Annotated in this window: 10 protein-coding genes; 4 read left to right on the top strand and 6 right to left on the bottom strand. The window is 40.6% G+C overall.

Translation table 11 applies throughout. The features are described from left to right. The first annotated feature begins 1 nt into the window (after nucleotide 1). A complete protein-coding gene (locus DPX34_RS18785; protein ID WP_111979979.1) occupies nucleotides 2-1,444 on the top strand; it encodes a sulfatase family protein in 1,443 nt (480 codons plus the stop codon). A gap of 308 nt (nucleotides 1,445-1,752) precedes the next feature. Next, on the top strand, nucleotides 1,753-3,162 hold the full coding sequence (locus DPX34_RS18780) for a BNR-4 repeat-containing protein (protein WP_111979978.1): 1,410 nt from the start codon (nucleotides 1,753-1,755) through the stop codon (nucleotides 3,160-3,162). Nucleotides 3,163-3,403: 241 nt separating this feature from the next. Here DPX34_RS18780 and DPX34_RS18775 read toward each other — a convergent pair whose 3' ends face one another. The 6 genes from DPX34_RS18775 to DPX34_RS21810 all read right to left on the bottom strand — a co-directional run bounded on the left by DPX34_RS18775 (nucleotide 3,404) and on the right by DPX34_RS21810 (nucleotide 11,450). After that, a complete protein-coding gene (locus DPX34_RS18775) occupies nucleotides 3,404-4,378 on the bottom strand; it encodes a hypothetical protein (protein ID WP_111979977.1) in 975 nt (324 codons plus the stop codon). 420 nt (nucleotides 4,379-4,798) lie between these two features. After that, nucleotides 4,799-6,427, bottom strand: coding sequence for a glycoside hydrolase family 76 protein (locus DPX34_RS18770; RefSeq protein ID WP_111979976.1), 1,629 nt, complete (start codon nucleotides 6,425-6,427; stop codon nucleotides 4,799-4,801). A gap of 30 nt (nucleotides 6,428-6,457) precedes the next feature. Next, nucleotides 6,458-7,903, bottom strand: coding sequence for a sulfatase (locus DPX34_RS18765; protein ID WP_111979975.1), 1,446 nt, complete (start codon nucleotides 7,901-7,903; stop codon nucleotides 6,458-6,460). Between the two features lie 211 nt (nucleotides 7,904-8,114). Then, nucleotides 8,115-9,806: a GH39 family glycosyl hydrolase gene (locus tag DPX34_RS18760; protein WP_111979974.1), complete on the bottom strand. Its 1,692-nt coding sequence runs from the start codon at nucleotides 9,804-9,806 to the stop codon at nucleotides 8,115-8,117. 472 nt (nucleotides 9,807-10,278) lie between these two features. Beyond that, on the bottom strand, nucleotides 10,279-11,214 hold the full coding sequence (locus tag DPX34_RS18755; protein WP_111979973.1) for a heparin lyase I family protein: 936 nt from the start codon (nucleotides 11,212-11,214) through the stop codon (nucleotides 10,279-10,281). Nucleotides 11,215-11,288: 74 nt separating this feature from the next. Beyond that, nucleotides 11,289-11,450 carry a hypothetical protein gene (locus tag DPX34_RS21810; RefSeq protein WP_157964791.1) on the bottom strand — a complete coding sequence of 54 codons (162 nt, stop codon included), beginning with the start codon at nucleotides 11,448-11,450 and terminating at the stop codon, nucleotides 11,289-11,291. 494 nt (nucleotides 11,451-11,944) lie between these two features. Between DPX34_RS21810 and DPX34_RS18750 the strand changes: the two genes are divergently transcribed. Together DPX34_RS18750 and DPX34_RS18745 are read left to right on the top strand one after the other, a co-directional pair. Continuing rightward, nucleotides 11,945-13,153: a glycoside hydrolase family 88/105 protein gene (locus tag DPX34_RS18750; protein WP_111979972.1), complete on the top strand. Its 1,209-nt coding sequence runs from the start codon at nucleotides 11,945-11,947 to the stop codon at nucleotides 13,151-13,153. Nucleotides 13,154-13,354: 201 nt separating this feature from the next. After that, nucleotides 13,355-14,380 carry an IS110 family RNA-guided transposase gene (locus tag DPX34_RS18745; RefSeq protein ID WP_111979359.1) on the top strand — a complete coding sequence of 342 codons (1,026 nt, stop codon included), beginning with the start codon at nucleotides 13,355-13,357 and terminating at the stop codon, nucleotides 14,378-14,380. Nucleotides 14,381-14,760: the final 380 nt, after the last annotated feature.

Raw genomic sequence — 14,760 nt, 5'->3', positions numbered from 1 at the left:
TATGAAGACATTCACACTCGCTCGCAGCTTTTATCGCTTGCAGAAATTTAAACGTTCAACACTATTATGTAGCGCCATCATTATGCTAACCGCTGGCTGCAGTAGCGTTAGTAATACAGCGACAGATGTCAATTTTTCTGTAAAAGCTGACAACTCCCCACCGCCAAATATTCTGTTAATTTTATCTGATGATCACGCGTGGAATGATTACAGTTTTATGGGGCATGATATCGTAAAAACGCCATCACTAGACAAGTTAGCTAACGAAGGTGTCACCTTTAAGCATGGTTATGTACCTACCTCATTATGTCGCCCATCGTTAGCCACTATTGCTACCGGTTTATATGCTTCGCAGCATGGCATTACTGGCAATAACCCATCAGGTAAAGTCGTTGGTGGTAGAAATGGGCCAGAGTACCAAAAACAACTGGGACAAATTATTGATAAGTTGTCTGCCGTTAAAACCCTGCCTAATTTATTAAAAGAAAAAGGCTATGTCTCTTTTCAAACGGGTAAGTGGTGGGAAGGCAGTTATCAACATGGTGGTTTTGATGAAGGCATGACGCGTGGTTTTCCACATAAAGGCGGTCGCCACGGTGATGCCGGCTTATCTATCGGACGAAAAGGTGTAAAACCGATTACAGACTTTATTGATCGCACTAGCGCGCAAAACAAACCGTTTATGGTTTGGTACGCACCATTAATGCCGCACACACCGCATAGACCACCAGAGCGTTTATTAAAGAAATATACCAAATTAGGCTTAGCGCTGCCGATTGCAAAATACTACGCGATGATCGAGTGGTTTGATGAAACCAACGGCCAATTGATGGATCATTTAGAGAAAAAAGGACTTAAAGACAATACCTTAGTGGTTTATGTTTCAGACAACGGCTGGATCACCAACCCGAAAAAAACCAACCGTTTTTTACCTAAGTCTAAGCAAAGCCCTAATGAAAGCGGTGTCCGTACCCCCATCATGTTCTCACTGCCAAGCCAATTCAAAGCACAAATGCGTTCAGAGTACGTAAACAGTATCGATATTGTACCTACCGTGTTAGGGGCTGCCGGCATTGATGTACCCGCAGAAATGCCAGGTAAAAACTTATTCGCTCACTTAAAAGACGAAACACCGATTGAGCGTGATGCCATTTTTGGTGAAGGTTTTGCTCACGATATGGATGACTTAAACAAACCTGAATCAACGCTGCTTTACCGCTGGGTGATTAGCGATGAGTGGAAATTAATTGTCAGCTACGACGGTAAAAATGCCTCATACAAGCCGTTTCATGATGATCAATTAACGGCGCCTAAGCTGTATCACCTCAAAAATGACGAATATGAAACCACCAACTTAGCCAGCCAACACCCAGAAAAAGTAAAAGCGTTACTGGCAAAACTTGATGATTGGTACCCTCTGAAAGAAAGAAAAATAGTTAAATAAACCAACGTGATAGTGCTCAGCCGATCGGTTATCACTTTGCATCGGTTGAGTCAAAAACCTCATAAAAAAAGATGAGCTCACGAACAATAATAAATTATGCAGAAATACTTGACCACTATAGATCTGGATTAATAAAAATAGCCACTAGAAAGCAAATTGTTAACCAGAGGTCAGGTTATTAAAGGCCTTCCGGTATTTAACTATTAACTAAGATGCCGGATGGAAGCTAAAAAGGATACGGAATTAAGAAATAAGAATCATGGATGATTAACCCTATACAAACAACAAAACTACAAGGTTATTAATCTATGAAAAAAAGTATAATTAAGCAGGTTAAACTGTTAATACTCTCGGTGAGTACTTTATTACTCGCCTTTACAAGCCAAGCAGCGACCATGGCAGATTACTTTACTGACAATGGATTTGGTAATTCAGTCGCATACTCCCCTGGAGTGCACCATGGCAACGTGACTTATATCACCTATCAAGGCCCTAAAGAAAACCCGTGGGTCGCTTCATATAATCATAAAACCAAAAAATGGGCAGGGCCTTATCGTGCCGGCCATAGCATACTTGGTGATGGCGACGTTACTAAAATTGATAACCATGGCCGTCCATCGTTAGTGGTTGATAAAGCTGGCTATATTCATGTTTTTTACGGTGGCCACGGTGGAGACACAGCGTTACACGGGGCTAACCCATTAGGAAATACCCATAGCGGTGAGATGCGTCACCGCGTTAGTAAAAACCCTTACGATATTTCCAGCTGGAGAACGTTAGATAACATTCCTCCATTTGGTACTTACACTCAGGCACTAGCTATGGGCAACGGTGATATATTCCTTTTCTATCGTCATGGCGCACATAGCAGTGATTGGGTATATTCTCGCTCAACCGATAATGGTATTACTTTTGAGCCCCCTGTATCGGTATTAAAATCGGAAAAGATCCCGTCAGATAAGCAAACAGATAATACACATACCCATAACTGGTATATGACCGTACATAAAACAGCCAACGATCGCATTGATTTTGCCTTTAATTATCATGCTGAAAATCGTCCACATGACGTAGAGCGCCGTGATGGTTATTACATGTACATGAAAACATGGGGCCGTGTATTTAAAAACGTTAAAAATGAAAAGCTAACCATGCCGATCAAAAAAGACTACGCAGACCGTAAAGCGTTAGTGGTTAAAACAGCGAGTAATAAGTGGTCAAATGGACCCAAAGTTGTATTAGATAGAAAAGGCTGGCCTCACATCACCTTAAATGAAGGTGCTGACGATGGCAGTAAATCTGGTGGCCCTAAAACACTTCGCTACTACCGCTGGGATGGAAATGCACAAAAATGGACTAACAATTCAGATGCAAGCCTACCTGGTGGTCGTGGCATCATGGATGTTGACTGGCCGCGCAATGCAACAATGTTAATTGCAGGTAAAGTAAACGGTGTAGGTAAAGTAGTTCGTTGGAAAACCTCCAACGGTGGCAAAACCTTTACTGCTGGCGAAACAGTATACAATGGCGGCTCTGGGTCGATGGATATTTCAGATGAAATTGTTGATTCACACCCTGATGCTCGTTATGTATTAGTGGATCGTACCAGCAAAGATTATGTTAACTTAATCTTATTAGGTAATAACGGTATTATTAAGCGTGTAAAAAGCGAAGCAAGTAAACTAAGTGCAGCACAAAAGGCAGAGCCTAAACTTTAACGACGCAATAATTTACTTAGCTGTATTTCGACTTATTGAAGCAGTACAGCAACCTGTAAAATGCCTAGCTTTTAGCTAGGCATTTTCAATTTACTGCCACTTTGCACCATTGCGATTTCCCCCCTACTCCCTTATTCAATACCTTTTGCTGACCAATATGCGATATCTAAGCAACAATCGTAATTTCTGTATTATCCGCATAGCGCTACTGTGTTTGAAATAAGTTACAGCACGATAAAGATTAACTTTCTTCAAAAGGATCAGTGATACCAATAGGGTACTCCCCTAACGACGTTAACAAATTGGCAACCGCTGCAACGACTTTAGGCGATATATTTGGATCACGCTTCAAGGTGCGCAGGGTATCCATCAAATCCTCTTCCAAATTTTTATAATTATGTAACCCTTTTATTGCCGCTAGCACTTTAATTTCAGACTCCGCAGCTAAAAATGGACTGAGTATCGTTAATGTATGTTCATTAGGCGCTAACTGAGCAAGGGTTGAGATCGCAACCGATGATACTAATTCACTTTCATGGAAAATAAGTGACTGAATATGCGCCACAGAGCTATCTTTTAAATGGGTATTATCTTCCCCTTCAGGAAAAGGCGTCGCTAGCAGTAACTGTAACAACAGTCCATTGTTTTGCTCTTGTAGAAGGGCATCAATAAACAAAGCTGTAGTTTGTTCAGAGTCCATTTGTTCTGCTTGAGACAACCAAGCGTATGCTAGTTTTCGTTCTTCTTTGTTAATTGAGTCAATAAAATCAAGTGCTAAGGCCGTCTTCTCGGGTCGCTCACAAATATAAAGAATAGATAACAAGATTGATCGCTGTTCAGGGTTTGGGGTATCAAAGTAACTATCGAGTACATAGTTGTATGCTTGCTCCGAAGCATTGATCAAATCGATAACCCTGCTCATTTCAAACGTGCTTAAACGGGCATATTTTAGGTAATTCATTAACGCTTCCATCGTTAATATCTTGCCATGGTTTACATTACTCGCAGTGTCTTCGCTACGTAAAGTACTGTGTGTCGCGCTATCAGACCGCTTAACCAGTGCTTGGCTGGAGTCAAATCTAGAGTGTATATAGTGCTCATCTGAGGGCTGCTCAATAATACCGTTTAGCTGCGGCTCATTAGCTGGAAAAATAGATTGAATAATTAAATAGCTGCTAACAGCTAATATCAATACAAATAACAACAATAACCGCATGAGCATCCCCTTATTTGTTTACCGTTTATCGTTCACTTTATAACTTTTACCCAGGTATTAACTCTGTTTTTATTTAGTTTAGCCACGTTAATAACCTTCATTGTATAGAACAACGTCCTACTCCTCGCACTATAGTCAAAGCGATCGTGTTTTAGGGGCAGGTTTCTAGTTCCAGACGAAACCGAAGTACTTACATCCATGTAAGCAAAGCCGTCAAGCTTCGAGACCCCATGAGCATATGCTCTATTATGTGATTGGGGCCGCCTAAATGGATTTAGGTGTTAGAACGACGCAGGAGCCAAAGTCGAGAGTAAGCGCTGACAATGAACCATAAAACCTGAGCGAGAAGACTATATAAGTAACCTGAACTCAGATTAAGTAGATTCAATGAAGGTATTTACGCTCATAAAATAAAGTTGATTACCAATTATCTAACGGCATCACCACATTGTTTTTGCCGATTTTAATGGTTTGCTCTGCTACTATTTTATTAGGCGCCTGTAATACTTGATCTAATTGTAATAGTGCATAAAGCAGATAACCAACACCATCAGTTGCTTCGTAATAAGGTTTTGCTGGATGGCCTTTAAATAAGCCTTTATAGAAAAGTTTATCGACAGATTCATCTGCAAGCTTAACCGCTTGGTCTAAAAATGGTTTTTCACCCGTTAAAGTAAAAAGGTGCAATAAAAACGAGATGCTACGTCCGTATTTTCCCGCATAAGTGCCTTGTTTACCTTCTTTGTTTGAGTAATCTCGGTACCAAGCTTCTTTACTTTCAGGTGTTCCTGGCGGTGTTTGCTCGATCCATTTAGCAAAGCGTTTCGCATTTTTTAACATTTGCGGATCTTTGGTCAATTGATAAGCATATGCGTACATTTGAGCTGTATATATGCCGTATTGATAACCCAGAATATAAGGTTCCCACAAATCTAGATGACCTCTCGGCTGTGACGCTAGGTAACCTGCTGGCGAATCAACATTATCGGTATATACTCGTGGCCCAGAAATTGGCGTGCCATCAAGTTTCAACGCACCCCAAAATTTCCCAGAGTGTTGATCATAGCCATATTTTGCATAAGCGGTTAAATAAGAGTGAGCATATTGTTTAAAGCTTTCATCCCCGGTCAGTTCATAAGCCTTTAATAAACCAAAACTATGAACACCAGTGACTGTAGTGGTAAACGTACTGCCGTCAAAACGCTTTCGGGCATTTGGTCGCTCAGGTAACAGATTGGTTTTAGGGTTTCGCTGTTGCCAATAATAATCAGCAATTAATTTAGCGCGGTTTAACCATTTATCATCTTTGGTTTTTGCATACATAAAAGCAAACGCATTAATATAAGAACCACCCGATATAGTAAAGTCACAACCTTTCAGCCCATCGCCATGACGATTAATTTCACCACTGTTTTTATCAAAAACGTGCCACTGCCAAATGGCATCCATTTCAGCAGTCACCGCTTTTGGGTTAATCTGCCATAATTTGTCCCAGTGAATTTCTATTTGAGAATGTATTTCATGCGGAAAGGTTTTGGTTCCCCACTTTGCTTTATAGAAATGAATGCCTTTTCTCTTCTCATCGTAAACATCGTAATATCGATGCCAGCCCCACCAAAAAAATCCTTGTTCATCGGTTAAATTTTCCATGAAATAATCAGCATAGCTATTGGCAAAGCTTGTATATTTTTCATCACCCGAAATAGTACTTAGCGCATGAAATGCTTTAATGGTAGGCTGATCGGTCAAAAAATTAGACCCTGCTGGCGAGCGTCTAAATAGTCGAGTAGCACGATAATATCCATCTAATTTTTTGGGTTGTTTGGGCGATGTTTTACTGTCATTATCTAAAATCGTCACCAACATCGGTGAATGCACAGAGCCGTATCTATCGGTGCCAAATTCCATCAAGTTATTAAGACTTTCTTCAACATAAGGTGTGTATCGCGGCGCGATTGTATCTTCTGATAAGGTATTGTTGATAGAGCAGCTAGGCAATACCGAACAAGCTAATGTCAATAAAGCCGCGTGCTTAATAGTAAATTTCATTGTTTTCCCTAGTGTTCGTCATTATTATTTTTATGAGTTGGTTTTCTTGTTAGTCGTCTTTTTCTTCCTGATCACCCCAGCCATACCTCTTTGCTTTTTACCAACCGATTTTTCAACATAGCTTGTTGGTACATGTGCTTTTAGCTTTTTCTTGATGGCACGATATTTAGGATCTTTGGCAAGGTTATGCCATTCGTTGTAATCATTTTCATGATCGTATAGCTCTTCCGAACCATCGATGTAATGTATGTATCTATATTGCTCGGTCTGTACTGCTGTGTTTTTACCTTCCCAAGTAGTGATCGCTGGATAGTCCCATGTTTTAGTGGGATTTTCGATTAACGGTTTAATACTGCGTCCTTGCCAGTTCTGATTCGTTGGTAAGCCACATAACTCCGCCAACGTAGGTAATATATCGATTAAGCTAACGACGCGGCCACTGACTTGTTGGGGCTTAATATTAGGGCCGGCAAACAATAAGGGTACATGTGAGCTACGTTCCCATAAGCTTTGCTTTTGAAAGGTATTTTTTTCACCTAAGTGATAACCATGATCAGACCACAGAACAATAATCGTATTGTCAGCATTAGGGCCGGCTTCAACAGCGTCAATCACTTTACCTACGTAATGATCTACAAATGAAGTGGACGCTAAATAAGCGTGAATAACATCTTGCCACTGTTTTTTCTCTATTAATTTACTCGTGCGTGGCATTTCATCATCTAAATTTAAAAAAGCCGACATAGCAGGCACATCGTCTAAATCGTCTGCTTTATAAGGCGGTAACGTTAATTGCTCAGGGTTTGGGTATAAATCAAACCAACGCTTTGGCACTATCCATGGCACATGCGGTCTTAAAAAACCCACCATCATCATAAAGGGCTGATCATATGTTTTCTTAAGCCTTGAAGCAGCCCAATCAGCTGATTGATAATCAGTCATTTCATTTTCTGCGCCCGGCCACTGCGCCCAATCGGTAAAGGTTCTGCCACCCGTATAGTTTTGTTTACCTTTAGGGTGGGTATTCCAACCACCGCGACCGCCTGACTCACTAACGGCACCGTTAGGCACATGTTTATGGAATATTTTACCCACCGCCATAACATGGTAACCGTTATCTTTAAAATACTCAGGGATGGTACTGGTGCCCATTTCTTTGCCACGCTGCTGTACTTTTTGGTCAGACATATGGCCATGAAATCCATGTGTGGTCGCAATCGTGCTGGTCATGACGCTAGCGCGTGACGGGCCACAAAGTGGTACTTGCGCGTGAGCTCGCTCAAATGAAATTCCCTTGGCGGCTAAGCGGTCTAGATTAGGGGTTATAGCATCAGGGTAACTGCCCATAAAGCGCGGCATATCGTTAAGATCATCAACCGCAATAAAGAGCACATTGGGTTGCTGGGCTACCGCTAAAGCGGACAAACAAGTAAGGCTAAATGCCCATGCCATTTTTTTTATCAAATTAATATTCATAACAGTACCAAGTAGTGACAAATTCGCGTAATTATAGAAAGAATAGTCATATCAATAATGTGACTGCTACCCGCAATAAAAAAAATTCATGTTTCATACACACCCAAGTCACTTGCGTATAGCTAAACATATGGATTTAACCGTTGATAAAGATAAAAGCCTTGATATTCATATCAAGGCTTTCAAATTTATTGAGAGTGTATAAAAGGCGTTATTGCTTTCTAAACTCTACCTTACGAAATGAAAATGAAGGCATGCTTACCTGCACTTTGATTTGAGACTTAGTTTGATTCGATCCAATCGCAACACTATGTACCGTCGTATTACTGGAGAAGTTTAAGGACTGATACCCACTTAAGTTTTCTTTTTCTTCTTTCCATTTATTTTTGCCCCATGTCGTTAAAATGGTGCCATAATCCCCGTTTTTGTCTGTTTTAGTCGTTGCATCAGGTCTAACTTTATCAAGTACCCAGCCACCGTCACTTACATACTTGTCAGCATTTACATATTGCTGAGCAAATTGGTGTTGGGCATTATTGGCGCGTCGCTTAATTGCAGAGCGAAAGTTAAAACGAGTACCTGGTGGGTAGGGTACCGTTACAGCAATCTCTATTTTGTCATCCGCCTTATACAGAGGATCAGCGTTGTAATTAAACACGATGGCATCAATCTTCTTTTTATCTGTACTGGCAGCAAAGTAACCGTCGACCATATTGCCACTTTGAAGTGGTGTTCCAGAGCGCCAATTTTTATAACGATCTTTACCTGCCATTGTTTTAATCGCTAAGAAAAATGGATTATTCGTTTTATCACCCCAGGTGTGTACTTTATTAATGCCTTTTTCGAAAACCATTTTCGACATCATCGCGTAAAATGCATCTCGATGCGCACTTCCTACAGGGACGTTATAGCCATCATCATCTCTTTCTGTAAATAAGGTAAATTCAGGAATACTAAAGCTTGTACCCGCCTTCCACCCTGATGATGTTTTAAATGGTTTTACAAACTTTTCCCATACTCTGTCCATGTCGACATGAGCACTGTTATTGTAAAAAGGATAATAAGATAAACCAACATCATTAAGTGGCAAGTTTTGTTCACTCGTCCAACCAACAAACTCTACACCGTAGCGGTTTGAGCCACTTGGCGGCGGTAAGAAATGCGAGCCAACTTTTGCTGATGGCAATGCTCTGCGAACGGCTCTTACCGTATTTTTATAGTGGTCAAAATAATCTTTTTTAGTGCCAGACCAATGATGTGGTATAAAATCAGCTTCTGTGTGTACACGAAAACGCCAGCTGCTAACTTCTTCAACTCCGTATTTTTGAATTAAATTACCAATGAGCTTTTCAATAAAATCGGCCCACACTGCTGGTTCGCCTGGCGGAAATGAATTTCCGTAGGTCGAAATTTTGTCATCAATGTCATACTCACCTTCTCTAGTTGGGTTTTCAACAAAGTTTAAACCTCGCTGCATTGCCCATGGCGGGTTATCTAATACGATTTGATGAATTTTATAGCCGTGACTTTTTACGGCATCAATACGAGATCTCACTTTCCAATATCGGAAAACGTACTCGCCATTTTTGTAAATAATGGCATCATTATCGGTCACTTTCTGCCCTGACTTTGCTTCTCCGCCTAGCAAGCGAATGAGGTTCATTGAATCTTGTCTATCTACCTCGACATTGGTCAAATTCGGGTAAGGCGGAATTTCATTACGCACATTCCAATAGTTATGAATTTTCCCCTTTTTATTATCTGAGTTAGTCATATCTGTGGTTATCTTTACCGTGGCATTGGTTACATTACTGGTTAGAACCAATGTAGAAAGGATAGAGAGCATCGTAGCGGTTTTAATCGGACGACAGCCGGCTCCTCGTAGTTGTTTTAAAATTCCCATACTTACCTCGTTTATATATTTTTTATTAGATATTTTGGATTTAAAAGTGAGTTCGCTCGCGCGCTCTTAAACAAGAGTCTTTTCGGGTGTAAAATTACTACCCCCAATAGGATATTTTAGTAACAATATTCACCCGAATGATTAACAAGTTACTTACAGTACAGATACAACAATGACACTCAGCAGGTATACATAACTTGCTTAGCGGCCAAAAACCAGGTTTTGAACCACGAGTATTTTACTAATATTTAGTGAGATTTGATGACACGCCAAGGACTAAGCTGGAGAGGTGCAAGGCGCAGCGCCTAGAGGCGTTTTAATCGTTGAGTCGTGAATATAAAAGGCAAAATTAAGGTGCTAGGGCGTGTTGATAAGATAGATTTGAAACGCAAAGATTAGGCTGAAAATACTTGCTTTAAAAACCGGTAAACGTTGACGAATCGGTTATCAAAGCAAGATTTATTAACAATAATTATTTGGTTTTATTTCCTTTAGGCGCAACATCATCATACGTAGCACCAGGAAAATCTGCCATTTTCACTTCATCAAGATACAAGTAATGGTCATTTTTCATCACACTTAAGTCACCATTAAAATACATGCCCCACGAAGGATAAATACCTTTATCATCGTTATAACCAAACTGGATATTATGCTGGTTTAATACTTTTTTGCCATCAACCCAAAGTTCAATTAAGCCGGTTTTTGCCGCTGAATAATCCACTTTAACGTGTAAAACAAAATCAACCCAACGATCTAAGTAACCACTTTTAGCGCCAGGAATAGTATAGAGCTGGGTACCTTTGCCGGTTCTGGTTTTGCTTTTTTCATCCGGATCCCATTTCCAACTGCCATGTAAGCCATTCTCGTTCATGGTGATGCTAAACGGCGGATTTCTAGAGTGTTCTTTAAGACGCTTATCAGCACTGCCGTGGATTTGAAAAAATAACCAATGGTTAGGCTCTGTTTTTGTGCCTTCACTCGGGAAATAATAACTAAAACCAAACCAAGCTTCAGCACCCATCACTTGCTCAGTTTTATAGCCGTGAAACATTGCTTTGCGATCAACATTGTCTACTTTATCTTTTTTACCGTTATACGCCGCGGGGTTCTGGTGTTTCCACACAAGCTTGGCAGCATATTTACCGTTGCGAACCACCTTATCTTCAAGTACAAACGCGTGATCAGCTTGCATTTGATTAAACATAAAACGCTTAGCAATATCTTTTTTTAAACCGGGGGTAAATCCCATTGGTTGTTCGGCGTTCCAGCCGCCATCTTCAAATGACTCATCAACTTTATAAACGTTATTAGCTGATGCCGGCAGACTAAAAACCAATAAAGATAAAGGCAGTAATAACTTGTTTTTCAAGCTTGACCCTAACATGCTTTTTAAACCTGGGTGCATAACAACTCCTGTAAAAATAATCGCCAGCAAACGAGAAATGACACGCTCACTGGCTAGATTGATAGAGCTTAATGTTATTCGATCTCTATATCAATACGCTCGGCTTGGCTATCAGACTTATTCCAGTTGATAAGCATCGAAATTTTACCGCTACTTTGCTCCACAACCCTTTTAGGTTGTGCGTCAGGCCCAAACACTTTAGCCGGCTTCCATTTAGAACCAACGGTTGAAATCACGTCGAAAAAGAAAAACCAGACTGTTTTTATTAAACATCAGGATGGTCTTTTGGCTATAGAAGGTAAACGCATCGTTTTTATCTTGTTGATAAGTACGATTTGGTGCCGTTCTAAAGCCATGTTTTGGCACGGTGACCAGCAAACGTTTATCAATGATTAAAGGGTTTAGCCTATCGAATACTTGCACTGAGAATACTTCATAATTAGCAATTTTTTGGCAGTTTAAGCGTTACTGTGCCCTATTCACCGACTTTAATATTGGTACTAACACTAGCGAGTAGCGGCGATTCTAAAACCATTATCGCCAGCATCAAGGTTAGCAAAATTAATCAAACCCATCATTTTTGATCAAGGAGGGGGGGTAGTAATACTGTTATTCAAATGACTAATCTTAAGTAACAAATAGAATTGATTATTTTTGCTCTTTGCCTACCAGCAAAGGTTTCGGCGTTAAATATTGGTAGCCGCTTTTAAAAGATACTTTAGGGGTATACATGAGAACTAAATTTATTACGGCCATGGCAGCCTTGGCATTACTCGTTGGCGGCTGTAGTACCGTAAAATCGATACCACAGCCAACGGCTGATACGGGTAACTATCCATCGAGTACGGAAACCATGAAAGGTATGGAAAAAGTCGCTAATTGGCAGTTACCCCGTTTAGAAAAATTAGATTATTTAGGCTTTAAACGTAAACGCTCTGAAAGCCCGAAAGAATGGATACAAGGCACGTTTTTTGTTGGTTTAGCTGAGTTAGCAGAGCGTTCAAATAACCCTATTTATGAAAAGTGGATTAATTTACGAGGAAACGATTCAAAGTGGGAGTTGGGCCATAGAGCATTTCACGCCGACGATCACTTATTTGGCGATGTATATTTATGGCATTACAAGCGCTATGGCGGCAAGCATAAAATAGCACATATTAAAAAGACGTTTGATACCATCATTGAAGCAAATCCAACAGTCAGTTTGGAATATTTTAAAGAAAAAGGAAAAGGCTACCCCTGTTTTAAACGCTGGTGTTGGGCTGATGCGTTATTTATGTCGCCACCCACTTGGTACTCATTAACCGAGGCTACTGGTGATCAACGTTATGCAAACTATGCGGCCAAAGAATTCAAAGCCACTATTGACTACCTTTATGACACTGAACTGGATCTTGTTTACCGTGACAGCCGTTTTCGCGCCAAAACAAAAACAGGCCAATACGGTGAACAAGTTTTTTGGTCACGTGGCATCGGTTGGGTTATTGGCGGGCTAGTCCGCACGTTAGAATATGTGCCAACCGATCATCCTGATCGCGCCTTTTATGAAAACACCTTTAAAAAGCTAGCCGCAAAATTGAAAACATTGCAAAAACGTGATGGTTCTTGGGCAATGTCATTGTTAGCAAGAGAGCAAAGCCCCTACCCTGAAACTAGCGGTACAGGGTTCTTTACCTATGGTTTAGCTTGGGGCATTAAAAACGGTATTTTAGATAAAACAGAATATTGGCCAACGGTTGCTAGTGGCTGGCAAGTGATGGTGAATGCTGTTCACCCTGACGGAAAACTAGGTTGGGTGCAAGGCGTAAATGCCGCGCCAGGCGTCGTTGAGTATGGCGACTCTCAGCTTTACGGTGTTGGCGCTTATTTGCTTGCAGGCTCAGTTATTTACGATCTAGCTAAATCACAAGAACAAAAAGCATTAGTAAATGAAAACTAAAACCATTTAAACTCTGCTGCCTTAATGCACATTGTCAGCACTCATAGTGAATATTGATAGCGTGTGTTAGGGTACGAGTGAAAATCGTCTCGGCAGTCACTGTAATTCAATGACTGCTGAGATGGTCACTCCACATTCGGCATCATAATGTGCCATGATTGTAAGCGACAAAACCATTAATCAAACTGTGGAGTGACCATCATGAAATGTAGCGTAATTAGTATTGACTTAGCAAAGAATATTTTCCAAATCTGTGGCTTAGATGAAAACAGAAACGTTTTGTTTAACAAAAAAGTGAAACGCTCTGCTTTGTTACACGAACTTCGCCAACACGAACCCACTCAAGTTGCAATGGAGGCGTGTTATAGCTCTAACCCTTGGGGGCGCAGAATTAAAATGCTAGGCCATAAAGTTTCTTTACTCCCGGCATTTGCGGTTAAACCTTTTGTGATAGGCAATAAAAACGATCGCAACGATGCACTGGCTATCGCGGAAGCATTCTTCCGCCCAACCATTCGAAAAATAGAAGTTAAATCACTTGAAGCACAAGATATTCAATCATTGCAGCGCGTCAGAGAGCGCATGATAAAAATACGCACCGGTGATGCTAATCAATTACGGGGGTTATTAGCGGAGTATGGTGTTGTCGTACCGCGAACCCGTGTCGCATTAATGAATGAAATCCCTATTATTTTAGAGTGTAATGAAATGGAATTGACGGCGACAGCCCGCAAAATCATTCGTCGGCTTTATCAAAATTTACAAAATCAAGATGAACAACTTGACGCAATTCAACAAGAGCTTGATAGCTTGGTTAAAGATAAAAAAGAATATAAACGTTTAATGACAATCCCTGGTGTTGGCCCTGTACTCGCTTCAGCGATCATGGGCAGTGTTACTGATGCCAACACCTTTAAAAACGGTAGGCAGTTTGCTGCTTGGACAGGAATAACCCCTTCTCAGCATGCCAGTGGTGATAAAAATAGAATGGGTAAAATAACCAAACGCGGGAATAGCACATTAAGGCGGTTGTTTATCATGGGCGCAAGAGCGGTGATGAATTGGTGTACTAAAAAAGATACCTCATTACATCGCTGGGCAAGGCAACTAAAAAGCCGTATGCACGGTTGTAAAGCGGTTGTGGCATTAGCGAATAAACTTGCGCGTATCACTTGGTCAGTCATGGCATATAAGCAAGATTTCGACATAAACAAGGCCTGTGCTTAATCAAAAAAAACGTAGAATTTAAGAAATAAAACCACTCACTCATTTAAGGGCTAAACGGTACTATATGTATTGATGATTTAAACGGTTTTGTCTTATTTGGAACCTCGCCGGGACAGCTGCTCTAGACGCATAATAACGAGTCGAAGAAGCATTATGCCTGCAAAGGCAAATAAGACATCCTTATTCAGGAACTCATTAGGGCGCGGCTGCATTTAAAGCCATCAAGACGCCGGATATATGTCAAGAAACCGTTACTTTACCAAGCATAAAACCAGTTTAGTAAGAAAGAAATATGTAATTTATTCAATGATTTACCCCTATTTTCGGGCAAAAAAACAGGCAATATAGCTTGATTTAATCGGAGTGACCATATATGTCCC

Origin of the sequence: Algibacillus agarilyticus (assembly GCF_003286125.1) — a bacterium.
GTDB lineage: Bacteria > Pseudomonadota > Gammaproteobacteria > Enterobacterales > Alteromonadaceae > Algibacillus > Algibacillus agarilyticus.
The sequence above is the reverse complement of the archived record's forward strand: the minus strand, read 5'-3'. Positions and strand labels throughout refer to the sequence as shown.